Annotated in this window: 20 protein-coding genes; 14 read left to right on the top strand and 6 right to left on the bottom strand. The window is 72.0% G+C overall.

Translation table 11 applies throughout. The features are described 5' to 3' along the window. Positions 1-14: 14 nt before the first annotated feature. Positions 15-2,324 (bottom strand): transglycosylase domain-containing protein, encoded by a 2,310-nt coding sequence (locus PV419_RS48560; protein ID WP_319700194.1) that lies wholly within the window; start codon positions 2,322-2,324, stop codon positions 15-17. Positions 2,325-2,612: 288 nt separating this feature from the next. Between PV419_RS48560 and PV419_RS48555 the strand changes: the two genes are divergently transcribed. From PV419_RS48555 to PV419_RS48540, 4 genes are all read left to right on the top strand, one after another. Next, the gene (locus tag PV419_RS48555) at positions 2,613-3,443 is read left to right on the top strand and encodes an ABC transporter permease (protein ID WP_319700192.1); all 831 of its coding nucleotides are present in this window, start codon (positions 2,613-2,615) and stop codon (positions 3,441-3,443) included. Positions 3,444-3,498: 55 nt separating this feature from the next. Further along, entirely contained in the window at positions 3,499-4,263 is a 765-nt protein-coding gene (locus tag PV419_RS48550; RefSeq protein ID WP_319700263.1) for an ABC transporter permease, read from the top strand. Between the two features lie 76 nt (positions 4,264-4,339). Then, positions 4,340-5,407, top strand: coding sequence for an ATP-binding cassette domain-containing protein (locus PV419_RS48545; RefSeq protein WP_319700261.1), 1,068 nt, complete (start codon positions 4,340-4,342; stop codon positions 5,405-5,407). Between the two features lie 41 nt (positions 5,408-5,448). After that, entirely contained in the window at positions 5,449-6,246 is a 798-nt protein-coding gene (locus tag PV419_RS48540) for a DUF1707 domain-containing protein (protein WP_319700190.1), read from the top strand. Positions 6,247-6,276: 30 nt separating this feature from the next. Here the strand turns inward: PV419_RS48540 and PV419_RS48535 are convergent, their stop codons facing one another. After that, entirely contained in the window at positions 6,277-7,599 is a 1,323-nt protein-coding gene (locus PV419_RS48535; protein ID WP_319700188.1) for an SGNH/GDSL hydrolase family protein, read from the bottom strand. Positions 7,600-7,905: 306 nt separating this feature from the next. Here PV419_RS48535 and PV419_RS48530 point away from each other — a divergent pair, with 306 nt between their 5' ends. From PV419_RS48530 to PV419_RS48510, 5 genes are all read left to right on the top strand, one after another. After that, a complete protein-coding gene (locus tag PV419_RS48530) occupies positions 7,906-9,216 on the top strand; it encodes a DUF445 domain-containing protein (protein WP_319700186.1) in 1,311 nt (436 codons plus the stop codon). A 134-nt stretch (positions 9,217-9,350) separates the two neighbouring features. Then, positions 9,351-10,160 carry a class E sortase gene (locus PV419_RS48525; protein ID WP_319700185.1) on the top strand — a complete coding sequence of 270 codons (810 nt, stop codon included), beginning with the start codon at positions 9,351-9,353 and terminating at the stop codon, positions 10,158-10,160. Between the two features lie 104 nt (positions 10,161-10,264). Continuing rightward, positions 10,265-10,573, top strand: coding sequence for a DUF6412 domain-containing protein (locus PV419_RS48520; protein ID WP_319700184.1), 309 nt, complete (start codon positions 10,265-10,267; stop codon positions 10,571-10,573). A 110-nt stretch (positions 10,574-10,683) separates the two neighbouring features. Then, a complete protein-coding gene (locus tag PV419_RS48515) occupies positions 10,684-11,400 on the top strand; it encodes a YidC/Oxa1 family membrane protein insertase (protein ID WP_319700182.1) in 717 nt (238 codons plus the stop codon). Between the two features lie 82 nt (positions 11,401-11,482). Then, a complete protein-coding gene (locus PV419_RS48510; protein ID WP_319700180.1) occupies positions 11,483-12,340 on the top strand; it encodes a fumarylacetoacetate hydrolase family protein in 858 nt (285 codons plus the stop codon). Here PV419_RS48510 and PV419_RS48505 read toward each other — a convergent pair. Next, on the bottom strand, positions 12,327-13,439 hold the full coding sequence (locus tag PV419_RS48505) for a Gfo/Idh/MocA family oxidoreductase (protein WP_319700178.1): 1,113 nt from the start codon (positions 13,437-13,439) through the stop codon (positions 12,327-12,329). The two genes, PV419_RS48510 and PV419_RS48505, sit on opposite strands and share 14 nt — an antisense overlap. A 56-nt stretch (positions 13,440-13,495) precedes the next feature. Between PV419_RS48505 and PV419_RS48500 the strand changes: the two genes are divergently transcribed. Continuing rightward, on the top strand, positions 13,496-14,626 hold the full coding sequence (locus PV419_RS48500; RefSeq protein ID WP_319700176.1) for an ROK family transcriptional regulator: 1,131 nt from the start codon (positions 13,496-13,498) through the stop codon (positions 14,624-14,626). Between the two features lie 172 nt (positions 14,627-14,798). Further along, positions 14,799-15,818: a hypothetical protein gene (locus PV419_RS48495; RefSeq protein WP_319700175.1), complete on the top strand. Its 1,020-nt coding sequence runs from the start codon at positions 14,799-14,801 to the stop codon at positions 15,816-15,818. Between the two features lie 12 nt (positions 15,819-15,830). Here PV419_RS48495 and PV419_RS48490 read toward each other — a convergent pair whose 3' ends face one another. After that, entirely contained in the window at positions 15,831-15,995 is a 165-nt protein-coding gene (locus PV419_RS48490) for an antitoxin (protein WP_319700174.1), read from the bottom strand. A gap of 263 nt (positions 15,996-16,258) precedes the next feature. Next, positions 16,259-17,038 (bottom strand): HAD-IIA family hydrolase, encoded by a 780-nt coding sequence (locus PV419_RS48485; protein ID WP_319700172.1) that lies wholly within the window; start codon positions 17,036-17,038, stop codon positions 16,259-16,261. A 310-nt stretch (positions 17,039-17,348) separates the two neighbouring features. Between PV419_RS48485 and PV419_RS48480 the strand changes: the two genes are divergently transcribed. The 3 genes from PV419_RS48480 to PV419_RS48470 all read left to right on the top strand — a co-directional run bounded on the left by PV419_RS48480 (position 17,349) and on the right by PV419_RS48470 (position 19,522). Beyond that, positions 17,349-17,624 (top strand): hypothetical protein, encoded by a 276-nt coding sequence (locus PV419_RS48480; protein ID WP_319700171.1) that lies wholly within the window; start codon positions 17,349-17,351, stop codon positions 17,622-17,624. A gap of 5 nt (positions 17,625-17,629) precedes the next feature. After that, the gene (locus PV419_RS48475) at positions 17,630-18,286 is read left to right on the top strand and encodes a class F sortase (RefSeq protein ID WP_319700169.1); all 657 of its coding nucleotides are present in this window, start codon (positions 17,630-17,632) and stop codon (positions 18,284-18,286) included. Between the two features lie 192 nt (positions 18,287-18,478). Continuing rightward, entirely contained in the window at positions 18,479-19,522 is a 1,044-nt protein-coding gene (locus PV419_RS48470) for a glycoside hydrolase family 6 protein (RefSeq protein WP_319700167.1), read from the top strand. A gap of 28 nt (positions 19,523-19,550) precedes the next feature. Here PV419_RS48470 and PV419_RS48465 read toward each other — a convergent pair whose 3' ends face one another. After that, positions 19,551-21,509 carry a galactose oxidase-like domain-containing protein gene (locus tag PV419_RS48465; protein WP_319700165.1) on the bottom strand — a complete coding sequence of 653 codons (1,959 nt, stop codon included), beginning with the start codon at positions 21,507-21,509 and terminating at the stop codon, positions 19,551-19,553. Between the last annotated feature and the right edge of the window lies 1 nt (position 21,510).

Here is a 21,510-nt window from a genome sequence, read left to right as displayed (position 1 = left end):
TTTTCGTCGCGCGCTCAGCCGCCCGCCTCAGGGCCTCCGGGGCCCTGGGGATCGCCCGGGCCGCCCGGGTCGGCCGTCGTCGGATCCGCCGTCGGGATGCCTGTCGGCGGGGTGTACGTCGGCTGGGTCGTCGGGCCCGTGGGCGGGGTGAGGGTGGGCAGGGTCGGGTCGGTGGTCGGGTCGGTGGTGGGGATGGTGTCGGTCGGTGAGGTGGGGATTTCCGGCGGGGTGGTGATGGCCGGGTCGGTGGTGGCCGGGTCGGTCGGGAGCGTCGGGGTGTCGGTGCCGTCCCCCGTGCTCAGGTCGAACTGGGCCGGGGTGCGCCCCTGGAGCGCGGCGGCGGTGTACGCGGCCCAGATCTCCGTGGGGTAGCCGCCGCCGTTGATACGGGGCAGGCCGGTCGCCCCGTACAGCGACTTCTGCGCCCCGGTGGCGGAGTCCTGGCCCATCACGGCCACGACCGTCGCCAGGTCCGGGGTGTACCCCGCGAACCAGGCCGCCTTGTCGTCCTCCGCGGTGCCGGTCTTGCCCGCCGCGGGGTGCCCGGCGGCCTGGGCCGCGGTGGCGGTGCCGCCGTCCACCACGCTCTGCAGGACGCTGGTGGTGGTGTCGGCGGCGGCGCGCGAGACGGCCTGGTCGGTCTTCGGCGACGGGACCCTGAGCTTCTGGCCGTCCTTGGTGATCTTCGTGACCAGGGCGTACGGGGTGTGGACGCCGTGGTTGGCGAGCGTCGCGTACGCCTCGGTCATGTCCAGCACGCTGGCGGTGGCGGGGCCGAGCGCGATGGAGGGGGAGGCGGTCAGGTCGGGGGTGTCCTTGGGGACGCCGAGGGCGATGGCGGTCTGCTCGACCTTGGCCGGGCCGACGTCCTGGGCCATCTGCGCGTAGACGGAGTTCACCGATTTGTCGGTGGCCGTGGTGACGTCGATGGCGCCGTAGTCGACGTCGTCCTCGTTGGCCGGGGCGTATCCGGTGGGTCCGTCGGCCCCGACGACCTCGCGCTGGTTGGTGCCGTCGTAGATCGTGTCCGGGGTGATCTGCTCCCCGCCCTGGGTGGTGGAGCCGTTCTGCAGCGCGGAGGTGAGCACGAGCGGCTTGAAGGTGGACCCGACCTGGTAGTCGGTGCGGGTCGCGTTGTTGACGAACTGTTTGGTGTAGTCGATGCCGCCGTAGAGGGCGACCACCTCGCCGGTCTTCGGGTCGATCGAGGCGCCGCCCGCCCGGACGTACTTGTCGACCTTGCGGGAGTCGCTGAGCTTGCTCATCAGCTTGTCGCGCACCGCCGCGACGAAGGCGTCCTGCTTCTTCCGGTCGATGGTGGTGGTGATCCGGTAGCCGCCGCGGGCCAGGGTCTGCTCGTCGATGATGCCCTTGTTGGTGAGGTACGCCTCGACGGCCTCGATCAGATATCCGCGCTGCCCGGACATGCCCGACTGGGCGGTGACCTTGCCGGGGGCCGGGAAGGTCATCTTGTCGCGGGCGGTCTTGGTCAGCCAGCTCTTCTTGACCATGCCGTCCAGGACGTAGTTCCAGCGGGCCAGCGCCCGGTCCCTGTTCTGCGGGTGGGTGACCACGTCGTACGCGTTGGGGGCGTTGAGCAGGGTCGCGAGGTACGCGCCCTCGCCGAGCTCGAGGTCCTTGGCGTCCTTGCCGTAGTAGGCCTGGGCGGCGGCCTGGATGCCGTAGGCGTTGCGCCCGAAGTAGCTGGTGTTGAGATAGCCCTCGAGGATGTCGTCCTTGCTCACCTCCCGGTCCAGCTTGATCGAGATGAAGAATTCCTTCACCTTCCGGGAGACGGTCTGTTCCTGGTCCAGGTAGTAGTTCTTCACGTACTGCTGGGTGATGGTGGAGCCGGACTGCTTGCCCTTGCCGGTGGCGGTGTTCCAGGCGGCGCGGATCATCGCCTCGGGGTTGATGGCCGACTCGGAGTAGAAGTCCCGGTCCTCGGCCGCCAGCACCGCGTGCTGGGTGGCTTTGGGCACCTGGCTGAGCGGTACGTTCTCCCGGTTGACCTTGCCTTCGCGGGCGAGCGGGGTGCCGTCGGAGTAGAGGAAGACATTGCTCTGGGCGATGGCGATGTCCTTGGCGGCGGGGATGTCGACGAGCAGATAGCCGGTGACCAGGCCGCCCGCGACGAGCAGCACGATCACCAGAAAGCCGCTGAGCACCATCCGCCAGGTGGGGAGCAGACGGCGCCAGCCGGTGCGCTTGGGACGGCCCTTTCTGCCCTTGGGGCGGGCGGCCCTGCCGGCCTTGGTGCTGTCGGTGCTGGTGACGTCCGGGCCGCCCATGCCGCCGTCGATCAGTTGGGGCTCGTCGCTCATGTCCTTTGAGACTCCTCGGCCGCCGTCGAGGGTTGCGCCGCGGCGGAATCGTGCACGGTCGGGCGATTGGCCTGGTACGCCCCAGAAAACACTGTCGCATCATCCGTTCCGGACCGGGACCGTGGCCCACACCTGTGACACCTCTGTGACCGGCGAAATGGACGATTTCCGCCTTCCAATCGGGTGGCGTTCCGCGCTCCATTCGGGCGAATAATGCCTCGCCTTCCCTCCGGCCGCGCGGTTAGGCTCCTGAGCTTTGGTGCCGGGCGGGGAGGAGGGGGCGGTCACATGCGGCGCGGTCACATGTGGCGCGGTCATCTTCGGCTGTACGCGGCCGTCGCGCTGAGCGGTTTCAGACGCTACGCGACATACCGGGTCGCCACCGCGGCCGGAGTGTTCACCAATACGGTCTTCGGCTTCATCATCGCCTACACCTACATCGCCCTGTGGGACCAGCGGCCCCACCTGGGCGGCTATGACCTCTCCCAGGCGCTGACCTTCGTCTGGCTCGGCCAGGCGCTGCTCGCGACCATGGCGCTGATGGGTGAGGGCTTCCAGGATGAGCTGCAGGAGCGGATCCGCTCCGGCGACATCGCCGTCGACCTCTACCGCCCGGTGGATCTGCAGCTGTGGTGGCTGGCCGGGGACCTCGGCCGGGCCACCTTCCAGTTGCTGGGGCGCGGGATCGTGCCCATGGTGCTCGGCTCGCTGGCCTTCGAGCTGACTCTGCCCGGCTCCCCGCTGACCTGGGTCTGGTTCCTGCTGTCGGTGGCCCTCGCGGTGTGCGTGAGCTTCGCGGTGCACTATCTGGTCGGGCTCACCGCCTTCTGGCTGCTCGACAGCTCGGGGCTTTCCATGCTGAGCAGTCTGCTGTGCTTGTTCTTCTCCGGGATGACCCTTCCGCTGAACGTCTTCCCGGGGGCGCTGGGCGAGGTGGCCCGGGCGCTGCCGTGGGCGGCGATGCTGCAGGTGCCCGCGGATGTCTTCCTGGGGGAGCACCGCGGGCTTGGGCTCCTGCGGGCGTTCGCCTTCCAGGCGGGGTGGGCGGTCGTGCTGTTCGCGGCGGGGCGGGCGCTGCAGTCCGTCGCCACGCGGAAGGTGGTGGTGCAGGGTGGCTGAGCCCCTCCGCTCCCGCGTGTACCACGGGCTGCGCGCCTATCTGCTGATCATCGGGATGTGGGTGCGCTCCACGATGGCGTACCGCACCTCGTTCCTGATCATGACGATCGGGAACTTCCTGGCGACCGGGCTCGACTTCGTCGTCATCGCGCTGATGTTCTCGCACGTCGGCACGCTCGGCGGCTTCTCCCTGCCCGAGGTGGCCTTCCTCTACGGCACCACCAGCACCGCCTTCGGCCTGACGGACCTGATCCTGGGCAGCATGGACCGCATCGGCCGCAGGGTCCGCGACGGGACGCTGGACACGCTGCTGGTGCGGCCCGTGCCGATCCTCGCGCAGGCGGCCGCCGACCGGTTCGCGCTGCGCCGGCTGGGCCGGATCAGCCAGGGGCTGCTGCTGCTCATCTGGTCGCTGATCCGGCTGGACATCGACTGGACGGCCGACCGGGTGCTGCTGGTGCCGGTGATGCTGCTGAGCGGAGGAGCGATCTTCGGGGCGGTGTTCGTGGCCGGCGGGGCCTTCCAGTTCTGGGCCAACGACGCCTCCCAGGTGCAGAACTCCTTCACCTACGGCGGCAACACCCTGCTGCAGTACCCGCCGACGGTCTTCGCGCAGGACCTGCTGCGCGGCGTCACCTTCGTCATTCCGCTGGCCTTCGTCAACTGGCTGCCCGCGCTGCACATCCTGGGCAGGGAGAACCCACTGGGCCTGCCGAGCTGGATCGGCTTCGCCGCCCCGCTGGTCGCGCTGGGCTGCTGCGCGCTGGCCGGGCTGGCCTGGCGGACGGGGCTGCGGTCGTATCGGAGCACGGGCAGCTGAGAGGGGCTGAGCCTTCATGGGTGACGTCAACAGTGACGTAAACGGCGACTACAACGGCGACGTCAACGGCGACTTCATGGACGACTTCACGGATGACTTCATCGTGCTCGACGGGGTCGAGAAGGTCTTTCAGGTGCGGCGCCGGGCCGGGCTGCTGCGCCGCGAGCGGCGCGAGGTGCGCGCCGTCGACGGCATCAGCTTCCGGGTGCCGCGCGGGGAGATGGTCGGCTACATCGGGCCCAACGGCGCCGGGAAGTCCACCACGATCAAGATGCTCACCGGCATCCTGGTGCCCAGCGGCGGCCGGCTGCGGGTGGCCGGGATCGACCCGTCGCGTGAGCGGACGCGGCTGGCGCGCCGTATCGGGGTGGTCTTCGGGCAGCGTACGACCCTGTGGTGGGACCTGCCGCTGCGCGACTCGTACGCGCTGGTGCGGCGGATGTACCGGATCCCCGACGCCCGGTACCGGGAGAACCTCGACCGGTGCGTTGAACTCCTCGAACTCGGCGCGCTTCTGGACGTGCCGGTCCGTCAGCTCTCCCTCGGCCAGCGGATGCGCGGCGACATCGCGGCCGCCCTGCTGCACGACCCCGAAGTGCTCTACCTCGACGAGCCGACGATCGGGCTGGATGTGGTCAGTAAGGCGAAGGTGCGGGAGTTCCTGCGCGAGGTGAATGTTGAGCAGGGCACGACCGTGCTGCTGACGACCCATGACCTGACCGACATCGAACAGCTGTGCAAGCGGGTGATGGTCATCGACCACGGGCGGCTGGTGTACGACGGCGGGCTGGAGGGGCTGCACGCGGTGGGCGAGAGCGAGCGGACGCTCGTCGTCGACCTGGAGCGGGAGCTGCCGCCGATCGAGATCCCCGGCTCACGGACGGTGCGGGTGGAGGGGCCGCGGCAGTGGCTGGCCTTCCCGGCAGGGAGCAGCGCCGCGCCGGTCGTGGCGGCGGTGGCGGATGGATATCCGCTGGTGGACCTGTCGGTGCGGGAGCCGGACATCGAGGACGTCATCGCCAGGATGCTGTATCCGGCGGGGAGTGGGCCGGACGCGGAGGGAACGGCGGAAGGAGAGGCGGAGCGGGAGGGCGAGGCGGAGCAGGAGGGCAACTCCGCGCGGCGGTCGGCCGACCCGGTCTGATGGGCATGGGCTCCGCGGCCCTGCCCCGTTAACCTGTCCGTATGACGAGCGGTGCGTCCTCGGCGGACGCGACACCCGAACCTCAGGCCGGGCTCGAGATGCGGGCCTCGGACGCCGAGCGCGAGCGGATCGCGGAGGCGCTCAGGGACGCGGTCGCCGAAGGACGCCTCACCATGGAGGAGTTCGAGGAGCGGCTGGACGCGGCGTACCGGGCCCGGACCCACGCCGAGCTCGAACCGCTCGTACGGGACCTCCCGGTGCCCGGCCGCCCGGCCGCCGGCCCCGTGCCCGCGGCCGACGGCGGCTGGGCGGAGCGGATCGGCGCCACGCCGACCTCCCGGACCGGGATCGCGGTCATGGGCGGTTTCCAGCGCAAGGGCCGTTGGACCGTGCCGCGGTCCTTCACCGCCTTCGTCTTCTGGGGCGGCGGGGAGATCGATCTGCGCGAGGCCCGCTTCGAGGACCGCGACACGGTGATCCGCTGCTTCGCGGTCATGGGCGGGATTCAGGTCACGGCCCCGCCGGACATGGACGTGCACGTCGGCGGCGTCGGCATTATGGGCGCCTTCGACCACAGCGGGTCCGGTGACGGCTCGCCGGGCTCGCCGCGGGTGACCGTCACCGGCCTGGCGCTCTTCGGCGGCGTGGCCGTGGAGCGCAAGCTGCGCAAGGAGGAGCGTCAGCGCCTCAAGGAGGAGCGCAAGCGGCTCCAGGCCGAGCGCCACGCGGAGCGGCGGGAAGTGCGGGCCGAGCGCCAGGCGGAGCGCAGGGAGCGCCACGCCGAGCGGCGCGAGCGGCGCAGGCCGCCGGAGCGGCCGTCCATGGAGAAGGGCGAATAGTCGCGCGGAGCCGGCCGACCGGAGCGGCGGTTAGAGCGCGGCCGCCGCGCCGCCCTTGAGGTCCTCCAGGTCCAGCGCCCGCGCCATCGCCCGGTAGCCCTCGTCGCTCGGGTGGAGGTGGTCGCCCGAGTCGTACGACGGGCGCAGCCGGATCGGGTACATCGGGTCGCGCAGCGCCTGGTCGAAGTCGACCACGTCGTCGAAGACCCGGCCCGCCCGGATCTGCGTGTTGACCTGCTGGCGCACGGCGTCCAGGTGGGGGGTGTAGCCGCGGTGGCCGTAGAAGGGCGCCAGGGTGGCCCCGATGACGCGCAGCCCGCGCGCGTGCGCCTGCTCGGTCAGCCGCCGCAGCCCGCCGACGATCGTGTCCGGGTCGGTCTGGTGCGGGGTCCGCAGTATGTCGTTGACGCCCAGCTCGACGACGACGGCCTTGACGGCCGTACGGGAGAGCACATCGCGCTGGAAGCGGGACAGGGCGCTGGGGTTGTTCGGCGGGACCTGGGTGCCGTCGCTCAGTACGCGGTTGCCGCTGATGCCCGAGTTGAGGACGCCGTAGCGGGGCGCCCCGGGCTCGGTGCGCAGCCGCTCGGCGAGGAAGTCGGTCCAGCGGTGGTTGGCCCCGGCGGTGGAGGTGATGCCGTCGGTGATGGAGTCGCCGATGACGGCGACGGCGCCCTGCGCCTCCCTGCTCCACACGTCCACGGCCGTCAGATAGCGCCAGTAGGGGCTCTGTTCGGTGTAGGCCGCCCCGGCGGCGTCCTCCGTACGGTCGCCGCGCGCCAGGTAGGAGGTCTGACGGGCGTGCGGGTGATAGGTCACCGAGCCGGAGGCGCGCGGGGCGTAGGTGGTCACCAACAGGTCGGCGGCGGCCGGGATGTCCAGCCGCACCGCGTCGCTGGTGACGGCCCGGCCCGGCGGGATGGTCACCCACGGGCGCTCACTGAAGCTGAGGCGGCGCATCGTGCCCGCGGCGGCGGTGGGGTTGCTGGGGGCAGCCGCCAGGGCCAGCGAGGCGTGCGTGATCGTCAGCGGGCGGGCGCTGTAGAAGTTGGACAGCTGGATACGCGCCTGGCTGCCGCCGACGCTGGTGTGAATGACGTTCCGTATCGACATGCCGGCATAGCCCCGCAGCGTGTTCGGCTCGGCCGCCGCGGCGGACGTGGACCAGGTGCCCACCCAGGCGCCGGCCGAGGCCGGGGCGGCGGAGCTACGGGGCTTGCGGGCGGCGGCGTCGATGTTGCCGTCGCTGTTGCCGACCCCGACGAATATCGCGGTCGAGACGAGGACCACCACAGCCGCCAGCGCAGCGAGCACGGCGTAGGCCGTGCGTCTGGGCATGGGGGGCACACTCATGGACGGGGGTCTCCTCGGGCAGACGGAACTGTGGGTTCCGAAAGTGGACGGGAACTGTGCGAGAACAGCGGCGTCGCTGCGGTCCGGTCGGCTCACCATGATCCCATGGCGCGGGACGCGTCCGCCCGTCGGCCTGCCCCTGACGTACGGGGTCGCTCGCCCACTCAGACGATGGGAACCGCCCGTACGTTCCACTCCATAGGTGACGGAATCGGGACTGAGACAAGAAAGAGACAATGACCGAGGGGACGGCTCGACCGGGTGGAGCGAATGGACCGGATGGACCCGATGGACCCGATGAAACCCATGCCGACGGATGAGGCGGGGCCGCCGCCTGCGGCGGCGAGGGCCGCCTTCTCCTCGGACAGCCCCCTGGATGTGGAGAAGCGCCGTGGCGTGCGCCGCATGAAGACGGTCGCGACGGCGATGCTGCTGGCCGTCGCCGCCGCATACGCGCTGGCCACCTGGGCGCGGGCGGCCGGCGCGGGCGGCTGGGCGGGGTACGCGGCCGCGGCCGCCGAGGCCGGGATGGTCGGCGCCCTGGCCGACTGGTTCGCGGTGACCGCGCTGTTCCGGCGGCCCATGGGGCTGCCCATTCCGCACACCGCGATCATCCCGACCAAGAAGGACCAGCTGGGGGTGAGCCTCGGCGAGTTCGTCGGCGAGAACTTCCTCTCCGGCGACGTGGTGCGGCTGCGGCTGCGGTCCGTCGGCATCGGCAGCCGGCTGGGCACCTGGCTGGCCGAGCCCGCCCACGCCGACCGGGTGACGGCCGAACTGGCGACGGCCCTGCGTGGCGCGCTCACGGTGCTGCGCGACTCCGACGTCCAGGCCGTGGTGGGCGAGGCGATCACCCGGCGCGCCGACGCGCAGGAGATCGCGCCGGGCCTCGGCAAGATGCTGGAGCGGATCGTCGCGGACGGCGGTCACCACCGGGTCGTGGACCTGGTGTGCCTGCGCGCCCACGACTGGCTCGTCGAGCACAACGAGTCGGTGATGGAGGCGGTGGCGGGCGGCGCGCCCGGCTGGACCCCGCGGTTCGTCGACCGGAAGGTCGGCGAGCGGGTCTACAAGGAGCTGCTCCGGTTCGTCAGTGAGATGCGCGACATGCCGGCGCATCCGGCGCGCGGCGCGCTGGACCGCTTCCTGGCGGATTTCGCGGGCGATCTGCAGTCCGACACGGACACCCGGGCGCGGGTGGAGCGCCTGAAGGGGGAAGTGCTGGGGCGGAGCGAGGTGCAGGACCTGATCGCCTCGGCCTGGGCCTCCGTACGGGCGATGATCGTCGCGGCGGCCGAGGACGAGCGCAGCGAGCTGCGGCTGCGGGCGCGGGCGGCGATCCTCTCGCTCGGCACGCGGCTGGCCACGGAGGGGCGGCTGCGGGCGAAGGTCGACGGGTGGCTGGAGGACGCGGCGGTGTACGTGGTCACCACATACCGGGACGAGATCACCTCGCTGATCACCGAGACCGTGGCGGGCTGGGACGCGGAGCACACCTCACGGAAGATCGAGGCGCACATCGGGCGGGACCTGCAGTTCATCCGGATCAACGGCACGGTCGTGGGCGCGCTGGCGGGGCTGGTGATCTATACGGTCTCGCGGCTGCTGGGCGCGTAGGGAGCTCTGCCCGGCTTCTGTGCGTCTCGCTCCGCAGAGCGCGGGGCGTGCCGGGCTCGTGTCTCGCTCTGGAGAGTGCGGGCCGCAGGGCCTATGGTGCCCCGACCGGAGGCAGGCCCCGGAGGGAGGTCGGCGTGCGACGGCAGCGGTTACCGGTGGTCGTACGAGGGCGGCGCCCGCGGCGGGCCGTCCTGGCCCGGGTCCTGTGGACCGGCGCGGAGATCACCGTCACCTTCGGGCTCGTCATGCTGCTCTTCGTCGTCCACCAACTGTGGTGGACCAACCGGCAGGCGCGGGAGGGCGCCGAGCGGGAAGTGGCAGCGCTGGAGCGGGAGTGGCGCGGTGGGGCGGGGGCCGGGGACGGCTCGGCCGAGGATCCGTCCGGGGGCGACCCGACCGGGGCCGCCGACCCGGACTCCGGCCGCGAGACGGCCCGTACGTCGCCGGCGGCCGCCGGGAGCCGGGCCCCGCGCCGGGACCAGGCGTACGCCGTGCTGCGCGTCCCCCGCATCGGGCTGACCGTCCCCGTGGCCGAGGGCATCAGCAGGGCCGGGGTGCTCAACAAGGGCTATGTGGGCCACTACCCGAAGACCGCACAGCCCGGCCAGGCGGGCAACGTCGCGCTCGCGGGCCACCGCAATACGCACGGGGAGCCGTTCCGCCACCTCGACGAGGTGAGCCCCGGCGACACGGTCCGCGTCGACACCGCCGACGGCCGCTACACCTACGTCGTCGAGCGGACCCTGCCGCGCACCTCGCCGTCCGACGGCACGGTCGTCGCGGCGGTGCCCTACAGCTCGACGCATCCGCGCTACCGCTACAGCGAGCCGGGGTCCTACATCACGCTGACGACCTGCACCCCGGAGTACACCTCCCGGTACCGGCTGGTGGTGTGGGGCAGGCTGAAGACGGCCGAGCCGCGCGCTGTCGGTGGCGGCGACTAGACTCGTGTACGTATCTCGCTGACGAATGGAGCAGCCGGGCAAGGGCGTTGCGGGTCTCGCGGCTGTCGCGGCTGTCGCGGGTGTTAAGGGGAGGGGGGAGTCTGGTGGTCCACCGCATCGAAGTGCTGCGGACGCACCTCGGCGTGCTCCTTTTCCTGCTGACCGGATCGCTCCTCACCCACACCGGCCTGATCAGCGTCGTCGCCCTCGCCGCGACCGCCGCGATCGCGACCGCGCTGGTGACCTGCGCGCTGCTGGCCGCGTGCTGCCTCGCCCCGGTTCCGCCGGGCCGAATACGCACCGCGATACGGGACAGGGAGCGCCGCACGGCGTTCCTGGCCCAGCGGGATCCCGACGCCTCCGGCCGGCCGCGGCCGCGAGCGCCCGGCCGTCGCCTGCCGACGGCCGCGTAGGCGCTCTTCTTCCGTCCAGGACTCCGTTCGGGACTCCCCTGGCAGAGCCCATGCGGCTCGTCACGCCGACTCACCGGCATTACGACGAGACCCCGTGGAGGGCTTTCCCCATGTCTGTTTTCGCCTTGCTGGGCACGCTGCTCAGTTGGTTCGCCGACTGTCTCGCACCGCTGTTCGGGGCGTCCGCGACGGCCGCCGCCATCGTCCTGTTCACGCTGTGCGTGCGCGCCGCGCTCCATCCGCTCGCCCGCGCGGCCGTGCGCGGCGAGAAGGCGCGCGCCGCGCTCGCGCCGAAGATGGCCGAGCTGAACCGCCGCCACAAGCGCGACCCCGAGCGGCTGCGGCGCGCGATGGCCGAGCTGTACGAGAAGGAGTCGGTCTCCCCGGTCGCGGGCTGCCTGCCGACGCTCGTCCAACTCCCCGTCTTCTTTGTGATGTACCACCTGTTCTCCACCGGCAGCGGCGCCGGGGACCTCCTGGACCACACCCTGGCGGGCGCCCCGCTGGGCGGCCGGTGGGGCGGGCACCTGGCCGGGCCGCACGGGCCGGTCTACCTCGCCCTGTTCGCGCTGATCGCGGCGGTGGCGGTCTGGACCTCCCTACGCGCCCGCAAGGCGGCCGCCGTCCAGCCGGCCGCCGTCGGGGTCCGGGCAGGGGCGGCCAAGCTGCTGCCCCTGCTGTCGTTCGGCACGCTCGTCACCGCCGCCGTGGTGCCGCTCGCGGCGGGGCTGTACCTGGCGACCAGCACGACCTGGACGGCGGTCGAACGGGCCCTGATCCACCGCACGGGCCGGGAGGAGCGGGCCAAAGGGGGCGCGGTCCAGTAGGTGAACGGAGTCTTGCGGAGTGGACGCCGCTCTTGGAGGATCGCCAGCCAGGACCGCCCTTCGACTTATGGGAGTCATCAGGATGAAGCTGCTGCGTGTCGGACCTGCGGGGGCCGAACGCCCGGCGGTGCTCGATGAGTCGGGCACCCCGCGCGATCTGTCGGGCCTGGTCAAGGACATCGACGGGGCCCTGCTCGCCGACGAGGCGGCGCTCGCCCGCATCCGCGAGGCGGCCGCGTCCGGGGAACTGCCCGCGCTGGACGCCACGGACTCCCGGATCGGCCCGCCGCTGGGCCGTATCGGCAAGATCGTGTGCATCGGGCTGAACTACCACGACCACGCCACGGAGACCGGCGCCGCGATCCCCGAGGAGCCGATCCTCTTCATGAAGGCCCCGGACACGGTCGTCGGCCCCGAGGACACGGTCCTGGTGCCGCGCGGCAGTGAGAAGACCGACTGGGAGGTGGAGCTGGCCGTCGTCATCGGGCGCACGGCCCGCTACCTCGCCTCCGATGAGGAGGCTCTCGCCTCGGTCGCGGGCTATGCCGTCGCCCACGACGTCTCGGAGCGGGCGTTCCAGATCGAGCGCGGCGGCCAGTGGGACAAGGGCAAGAACTGCGAGACCTTCAACCCCCTCGGCCCCTGGCTGGTGACCGCCGACGAGATCCCCGATCCCCAGGCGCTGGCCTTGCGGCTGTGGGTGAACGGCGAGCTCAAGCAGGACGGCACCACGGCGGACCAGATCTTCCCGGTGGCCCAGGTGGTCCGCTATCTCAGTCAGTTCATGACCCTCTACCCGGGTGATGTCATCAACACCGGCACCCCGGCGGGCGTGGCCATGGGGCGGCCCGAGCCCAAGCCGTATCTGCGGGCCGGGGACGTCGTCGAGCTGGAGATCGACGGACTCGGGCGGCAGCGCCAGGAGTTCAAGGACGCGTGATCCGGACCGTACGGCCCTCCGCGGCAGAGGTGCGGGCCGCCTCCAGGACGCGGAGGGCGGCCGCGGCCTCGGTGGCGGTCACCGGTGGGGTGCCGCCCTCGCGGAGAGCGGTGGCGATGGCGCGGTAGTAGGCGGGGTAGTCGCCCGGGAGGGTGGGCACAAGCTCGCCGCCGCCGGTCAGGGGGGACTCTCCGGCGCCCAGTCGGCCCCAGGCGGCCTCGGGCTCGGCGCCCCAGGGGGCGCCGCCGTCGGTGCCGGGACGCAGGCCCTCGCGGAGGGCGCCCTCCTGGGGGTCGAGGCCGTACTTCACATAGCCCGCCTGGCTGCCCAGCACCCGGAAGCGCGGGCCCAGTTGTGCGGCGATCGCGCTCATCCACAGGTGGGAGCGGACGCCGCTCGTGTGGGTGAGGGCGACGAAGGTGTCGTCGTCGGTGCGGGCGCCGGGGCGGCGCACATCGACCTCCGCGTAGACGGAGGTGACCGGCCCGAAGAGGGTGAGGGCCTGGTCGACGAGGTGGCTGCCCAGGTCGTACAGCAGCCCGCCGACTTCGGCCGGGTCACCGGACTCGCGCCAGCCGCCCTTGAGCTGGGGGCGCCAGCGCTCGAAGCGGGACTCGAAGCGCTGCACCTCGCCGAGCGCGCCCTCGGCGAGCAGCTTGCGCAGCGTACGGAAGTCGTTGTCCCAGCGGCGGTTCTGGAAGACGCTCAGCAGCAGGCCGCGGCGGTCGGCGAGCGCGGCCAGCTCCTCGGCCTCGGCGGCGGTCGCGGCGAGCGGCTTGTCGACGACGACCGGCAGCCCGGCCTCCAGAGCGGCGCGCGCGAGGGGGACATGGGTGCGGTTGGGGGAGGCGATGACGACCAGGTCCAGCTCCCCGGCGCGCACCCACAGCTCCTCGGCGGAGGCGGCGAGACGCACCCGCGGGTACTCGTCGGCGGCCTGCCGCTGCCGCTCCGGGCTGGAGGTGACCACGGTGTCGAGGGCGAGGCCGTCCGTGGCGGCGATCAGGGGGGCGTGGAAGACGGAGCCCGCCAGACCGAAGCCGATGAGGGCGACACGTACGGGGGCGGAGCCAGGGGTGCCGGCGCGGGGGTCAGCCATAGCGCTACTTTGACAACAGTGTTGCGGAAGCGCAAGCGGGGGCCACAATAGGGGGCGTGAACAGCGCGAAGTCCTCGGCGGCCGGGCCCGGCGCCAATCTGACCGCCCTGCGCGGCCACAACGCGGCCCTCGTCCTCGGCCTGCTGCGGGACGCGGGCGATGGCGGGGTCAGCCGGTTGGAGCTGGCCGCGCACACCGGACTGACCCCGCAGGCCGTCAGCAAGATCACGGCCCGGCTGCGGGCCGACGGGCTGGCCGCCGAGGCGGGCCACCGGGCGTCCACCGGCGGTAAGCCGCGCACGGTCCTGCGGCTGGTCCCGGGCGCGCGGCGGGCGATCGGGCTGCACCTGGACCGCGACGAGCTGACCGCCGTGCTGGTCGACCTCGCGGGCGCGCCGCTCGGCCTGCGCACGGTCCCCTTCGACTTCGGCGCGGGGGCCAAGGAGGCGGTCGCCGTGGCCGGCGGCGAGGTCGAGGCGCTGCTCGCCGAGGCCGGCGGCGGCCGCGACGGGCTGCTCGGGGCCGGGGTCGCCGCGCCCGGGCCGCTCGACCACGGCTCCGGGGTGCTGCGCCGCGTCACCGGCTTCCCCCGCTGGGACGGCTTCCCGCTGCGCGACGCGCTCGCCGAGCGGCTCGGCCTGCCCGTCGTCCTGGACAAGGACACCAACGCCGCCGCCCTCGGGCTCACCGTCGGCGGCGCCCGGCAGCGCGCCGCCGGGTCCTTCCCCGCCGGGGCCTTCGCGTATCTGCACCTCGGCACCGGCCTGGGCGCCGGACTCGTCCTCGGCGGGACCGTCCACCGGGGCGCCCGCACCGGCGCGGGGGAGTTCGGTCACCAGGTCATCCAGCTGGACGGGCCGCCCTGCGGCTGCGGCAACCATGGCTGCCTGGAGGCGCTGTGCCTGGCCGCGGTCGCGGACGGCGACCCGGCCCGGGCGGCCCGGCTGCTCGGCGTCGGCGCCGCCAACCTCGTACGGCTGCTCGACATCGACCGGGTGCTGCTCGGCGGCCGCGTCGTACTGGCCGCACCCGAGCCGTACGCGCGCGGCGTGGCCGAGACGCTGGCCGCGGACGCGGCGCGGTCCGGCGGCCGTACGGTCCCGGTGGAGGTGGTCGGCCGGGGCGGCCGGGCGGTCGTGGAAGGCGCGGCGCAGCTGGTGCTGGCGCCGCTGTTCGCGGTGGGGTGAGCGAGTGGGGTGAGCGAGTGGGGTGATGAGCCGGTGGGCTGACGGGTCGATGGGCCGATCGAGGGGTTTGTTGACCGCCAGTCGGAGGCAATCGGCCCCATCGGCCGCGTGTCGGCCCCCTGGAGTGGAAGACAGCAGGGCACCCGGGAATCCACCGCAGCAGAGGTCGCCCATGCGCTCTCCCTCCCCCCTCGTCGTCCGAGCAGCCGCCAAGTCCGCCGCCGCGCTCGCGCTGCTGGTGCCGGTGGTGTGGTGCGGAACCGCCCAGTCCGCCGCCGCGTCCGCGCCGGCGGCGTCCGTGCCCTCCTGCGGCCGGCGGGGGAGCCCTCACTTCCCGATCGACGCCCGGCTGTACGGCGGGCCGGCCCAGTACGCGCGGGGCGGCGGCTGGCGCGCCTGGCGCCTGGAGCTGCGCAACACCACCCGTGCCGAGTGCCGCGCCATCCACCCCATCGCGATCCTCGTCGACCGCGCGCACGCACTGCGGCCCGGCCACATCCGGATGGAGTTCCTCGACCCCTACGCCGACGACGCTCACGACGCCGACGGCGGCCGATGGCGGCCCGTCTCCTTCGAGACCACCGACGAGGACGAGAACATCGGCGTCTTCGACGACCCGTTCCAGGGCTTCACGGTGCCCGCGCGAGGGAGCGTGAAGGTGCGGGTGCGGTCCCGCTTCACCGGCTCCGCACCCACGGGCCCTGTCACCGCGAACGTCATCACCATGGAGCGCCGCGCGGACGACGGGGACTGGGTCGGCCAGTCCGGCGACTACGACTTCCGTATCGAGCGCGCGGCGAAGGCGGGGGTGGAGGAGGAGGGCGGGGCCGGTACGGGGGAGACGAGGGAGCCCCGTAAGGACACGCCCAGCACCGATGGGCCCAGCACTGATGCGCCCCGTACCGGTGAGCGGCCCGGCACCGGCGGGCTCAGCACCGGCGAGCCCGAGTCCACCCGTACCGGCCAGGGGGCCGGCGTCGGCGGGCGCACCGGCGGCCCCGGAAAGGAGACGCCCGCCCGCACCGACGCCACCCCCGGCCCCCGCGGCGAGGGCAGCAGTCGCGACCATCTGCCGCCTGAACTCGCCGCGACGGGCCGGGGCGCCGTGCTCCTCGGACTCGCCGCGATCAGCGGCGTGCTCGTCGTCGTCGGCGCCGCGCTGGTGGTCAGGTCCCGGCGTCCGAGGTGGTGAGACCGGCGGCCGTTACTGCCCTCGGGGCGGCTCGCCCCGGCGGCGGAGCTCTTCGTCCAGCTTCTCCGCGCTGCTCCGGGGCTGGTCGGCAGGGCCCTTGCCGCCCTTGCGTGTGGCGTGCCGCGCCCGGTCCTGGCCCTTGCTGATCGCGTCCTTGAGCTTGTCCTTGATGCCCATGTGAATCTCCTTCGCGGGGGAGCGGAAGCGGCCTTTTTGAGACGCGGCCGTTCCCCACCAGGATCGGCCGCCCGCCCGGCTCTGTCGCGCTGGAGCGCCCGCCGCGGGTCAGTCGGGGCCCGGCACGGCCAGGTGCGGCGTGTGTCTGCCGCGGGAGCGGCCAGTGTCCATGCTCAGGAATTCCGGCGCCCAGAAGCACACCGGCGCGCCCGCAGCATTTACTACGCTGAACATCTGCCCGCAGCGGCCAGAGCGCGCGTCGGTCAAACGAAGTCGACCAGGCCCGCGATGGAGTCCTTGACGTGGGTCGGCCGGTACGGGTAGCGGTTGATGTCCTCCTCGGTGGTCAACCCGGTGAGCACCAAGAAGGTCTCCATCCCGGCCTCCAGTCCGGCAAGGATGTCCGTGTCCATGCGGTCACCTATCATCGCGCTGGTTTCCGAGTGCCCCCCGATCGTGTTGAGCGCGGTCCGCATCATCAGGGGATTCGGCTTGCCGATGAAGTACGGCTTCTTGCCGGTAGCCGCAGTGATCAGCGCGGCGACAGCCCCCGTTGCAGGGAGCGCACCTTCTGCCGACGGGCCGGTCTCATCAGGGTTCGTGGCGATAAAACGGGCGCCACTGTTAATCAGCCGGACGGCCTTCGTCATGGCCTCGAACGAGTAAGTTCGAGTCTCACCCAAGATCACGAAATCGGGCTCGGTGTCGGTCAGGACATACCCGACCTCATGCAAGGCGGTCGTCAGGCCGGCCTCCCCGATGACATAGGCGGACCCGCCGGGGTGCTGGTCGTCGAGGAACTTCGCGGTGGCCAGAGCGGAGGTCCAAATGTTCTCCGCAGGCACGTCCAGCCCGATACGACTCAGCCGGGCATGCAGGTCCCGTGCCGTGTAGATCGAATTGTTGGTGAGGACCAGAAAAGGGCGGCCGGAGTCGCGCAGCTTCTTGATGAAGGCGTCCGCTCCCGGCACCGGGATGCCTTCGTGCATCAGCACCCCGTCCATGTCCGTGAGCCAAGATTCGATGGGCTTACGCTCTGCCATGTTGCCGGTCTCCTGTACACAAGGGCTTGCTGGGGCGCCGGGACGACGCTGTGCCGCGACGACCACAGCGTAGCCAGGGCGGCAAAGACCGGTTGATTCATCCCCTGGCCGAGCGCGCAGCGACGAGTGAGTCACCGGCATGCTGTCGCTTCGGTATCACCCGTGCATGACAAGACCGCCCCTGCCGTGACCTGGTCGAGCGGGTCTGACGCCGGTCGGACGTATCTGACCCGTACGGAGCAGCCCAGGGCCGCAGCGGATGCGGCCCTGGGCGGTGCGCGTGAGCCTCGGTGGTGTCAGGAGGTTCACCATGCGTTCGCTCGCCCTCACGTTCCGTATGGCCGCTTGTGTGGCGGCGGTGGTCCTGGCCGTCGCCGGCCCCGCCGTCGCGGACCAGGAGGACAACATCCCCGCGCGCCCCGCCCACCACGCTCACCCGGGCACCGCCCCGGCCGACGGCGCGGCGCGCCATGACTTCGGCGGGGCCGAGGCGTACGGCCTGGTGCTCTCCGGGGGCACGGCGCTGGCCGTCGCCGGGCTTGCGGTGCACCGCCGCCGCCGCCCGGTCGGCACGGCGTCGGGCTGACGGCGGTGTACGGGAAGGGCTTCGGCCGGGTCGGCCGGCCGGTCGCGGGGGTGGCCTGGGCGGCGCTGCTGCTCGGGCTGTGGCTGTGGGGCCACGACACCGCGGAGGGCCTGGGCGGCGTGGTGCCGGTGACGGGGGATGTGGCGGCCGTGGGGCGTCCGCCCGCGCATCCGCTGCCACCGGCCCGGGAACCGCTGCCGCCCGTACGGGCGCGGCGCGTCGTCGTCGAGTCGGCGGGGATCGCGGCGCAGGTCACCGACGGGGACCGGGGTAGGGGCCGGGGCCGGGGCCGGGGCGCGGGCCGGCACGGCGTGGGCCGGCGCGGCGTGGGTTGGTACGGCGTGGGTTGGTACGGCGTGGGGGCGCGGCCGGGGGCCCCGGGCACGGCGGTGTTGGTCGGGCCCGCCGACGCCGGTGTCGTCCGCCGCCTCGGCGGGGTCAGACGCGGGGACGCGGTGCGGGTGTGGCGGGCGGACGGGACGGTGGCCGAGTTCACGGTCGAGGGCGTCGAGATGGTCACGGCCGAGTGGTTCGACGCGCGGCGGGTGTTCGGGGCGCGGGCGCGGGGCCGGGCGGAGCTGCGGCTGGTCGCGAGGGGTGGACAGTACGGGGCGCACGGGGCGCGCGTGGTGGTCTCGGCGTATCTGACGGGGATTCGGTAGGTGGAGCGGGCCCCGGCGTGCGCGCCCCGGCGTGACTCAGGGCCCGCCCCGCGGCGTACGGGCGAAATCACGCAAAGGGCTGTGGACAACCACGTGGGGGTCGGTGTGGTGTGTAAGCATGGATTCGACCGGTCTTGTCCTACCCGGGGGCCTGAGGGGTGTCCCCCGGAGCGTGCACCCAAGGGGGAGTGGATGTACGGGAGTTACACCGGCCATCGGCGCAGGGCTGTCCGTGTGGGGGCGGCGGCGGGGGCGCTTCTGTCGCTCGTGACGCTCTCCGGCTGCTTCGGCTCATCGGCCTCCGACAGCGAGGAGGAGGCGATCGCGGCCGCCAGGCCCGCGCAGCGTCCTCGGAATATCGTGCCGTACTGGGTGAATCCGGATGGCAGTGCGGCTCGGCAGGTCGCCGAGTACCGCAGGAAGGGAGAGGGCGACGAGGCGAAGCTGATAGGGCGGATCGCCGAGCAGCCGGTCGCCGAGTGGCTGGGGGTGGACGACCCGGAGGGCCAGGCGCGCGGGTTCACTGAGGCCGCCGCCCAGGAGGACCGCGACGCGCTGCTGGTCTTCTACAACATCCCGCACCGCGACTGCGGGCAGTATTCGAAGGGCGGAGCTGCCGACGGCGACGCGTACCGCGCCTGGCTGGACAAGGCGGTCAGGGGCATCGGCGACCGGGCCGCCACGGTCATCCTGGAGCCGGACGCGCTGCCGCACGCGGTGGACGGCTGCACGCCCAAGCAGTTCCTCGAGGAGCGTTACGACCTGCTGACCGGGGCCGTGGACAAGCTCAAGGGGCTGCCCCGCACCAAGGTCTATCTGGACGCCGGGAATCCGCACTGGATCAAGGACCCGCGCCGGATGGCCGAGCCGCTGCGGCGCGCGGGGCTGAAGAAGGCCGACGGCTTCGCGCTCAACATCGCCAACTACCAGACCACCGAGGACAACAAGGCATACGGCAAGAAGCTCTCCGCCCTGGTCGGCGGCAGGCCCTTCGTGATCGACACCAGCCGCAACGGCAACGGCCCGGTGCCGGGCAAGGAGGACCCCGAGGCCTGGTGCAACCCCAAGGGGCGGGCGCTGGGCGAGACGCCGACGGTCCGCACGGGCGACAGCGCGGTCGCCGCCTATCTGTGGATCAAGCGTCCGGGCGAGTCGGACGGCACCTGCAAGGGCGGCCCCCAGGCCGGCCAGTGGTGGCCGCGGTACGCGCTCGACCTCGCCCGTAACGCCGACTAGCCGGGTAGCCGAGGACGGAGAGGGCCTGTCAGTGTTTGGAGGCGCCCGCCCGCGCGGGTACCTCCACCCACACCGACTCCGACGGGGTCCCCTCCTCGTCCACCACCGTGAGCATGTACCACCCCGGCGGGACCAGCGAAGGGTCCCTCGGGATCCGGACGCTGACGCTGTCCCTGCTGGTGATGAAGTCCAGCGCGATCGACCGCTGCTCGACGTTGGTGACATGGGTGAAGGAGCCCGGGCGGATCAGCCGCACCCGCCGGATCGTCGAGGCGTGCGGGGTCCGGTAGGTGGCCTTCGCGCCGTGCTTGAGGGTCCGCGGCGCGGTGTCGGTCAGCGTGGGCCGGGCGTCACGGAACAGATACGGCGGGGTGTACAGGTCGATCTGCTGCTGGAACTTCCCCGGCCTGGTGTTGGCGGCGTCGCTGAACAGCGAGTCGGAGCCGAAGGTCATCACCCGGCCGTCGGGCAGCAGCAGCGCCCCGGAGTGGTAGTTGCGGCCCACCAGCGGGTCGGCCACACCGCGCCAGGTGTTGCTCCTGGGGTCGTAGATCTCGGCCCGCAGCACATTGCTGCCGTCGCGCCCGCGGTAGTCGCCCGAGCCGTTGGTGGTCAGGAGGGTGTCGTCCGGGAGGATGACGCTGCTGGGGTAGCGGACCTTGGAGTACAGCTTCGGCCCGTCGCGGAAGCGCGGCCGGTCCGCGTGCAGATCGGCGATCCGGGTCTTCGCGGTGGACCTCGGGTCCTCGCCGACCCCGCCGCCGCCGAGCACCATGTACCGCTGTTCCTGTGCCGGGGGCAGCAGTACGGACATCGACGTCTCCAGGATGTCCGGGTCGCTCATGCCGGGCACGGTGTGGAACTCATTGGTCTTCAGATCCCAGACGCCGGGGGTGCGGCCCACGTCGTCGGGGCCGTATCCGGCGTTGGATCCGGTGTAGAAGATCCTGCCGCCGTCGGTGAGGAAGAGCGCTGGGTACGTGGGGAAGAACCGCTTCTTGGACAGGTACTTCCATTTCTTGGTCCGGGGGTTGTAGATCTCGTTCTTACCCGGCACGACCTGGCCGATCTCGTCCAGGCCGGAGACCGAGAGCACCCGGCCGTCCTCGAGGGTGGTCAGGGTCGGGTACCAGCGGGCCTCGTGCATCGGGTCGACGGGGACGTACCGCTCGGCGACCGGGTCGAACTCGTAGGCGGCCTTGATGCCCTGGAAGTCCTTCTTGTCGAAGGACAGCTTCTGCGCGATGCCGTAGAAGTTCTGCCGGTCCTTGCCCTTCAGCCCCTCGATCCGGTAATTGTCCTGGGTCCCGGTCTGGTACCGCTTCCCCTTGTGCAGCGCCTCCACATAGACCCGGACGGTGCTGGCGGTCACGGTGACCTTGCCGGTCTTGCGCTTCTTGGTCTTCTTGGCGCGCGGGACCAGGACCGGGTCCTTGGACTCGAAGATCTTGCCGTTCCGCTTGCCGGTGAAGCGGGTGTTCGCCGGGAACGTCTTCGGCTTGTCCGGGTCCTCGTTGTGGACGAACATCAGGCCACCGGCCTTCTCGACATCGCCCTTGAGCTTCTCGTAGCGTTGGGTGCCGCCCGCGACCAGCAGTTTTCCGTCCGGCAGCTGGCTGTGTCCGGCGCAGAAGAAATCCCTGGGGGTGGGGATGTTCTTGTAGGTGTTCTTCTCGGGGTCCCACAGGACGCTCCGGAAGGACTTGGCGGCGAAACTCTTGGCGTTGTTCCCGGAGCCGGCGACGAGCAGCACTTTGCCCGTGTGCAGCAGGGCGGCGTGGATCGTGTTGATCCGGTACTCCTCGGGGACGTTCACCACGTCCCAGTGGCCGTTCTCGGCCTTGTACTCCGGCTGGTTGATCTTGTACTTGTGGTATTTGTCCGAGCTGAAGCGGTAAAGGGCCGGTCCGTTCATTCCGGCCAGCATGAGCACAGCCGCCGCACCGATCCCGAAGCGGCGGGTGCGGCGACTCGGTCGGTACTTCACG

This window comes from Streptomyces sp. ME19-01-6, from assembly GCF_033793745.1.
In the GTDB taxonomy this organism is placed as follows: Bacteria; Actinomycetota; Actinomycetes; order Streptomycetales; family Streptomycetaceae; genus Streptomyces.
This window is presented reverse-complemented; position numbering and strand designations above follow the sequence as displayed.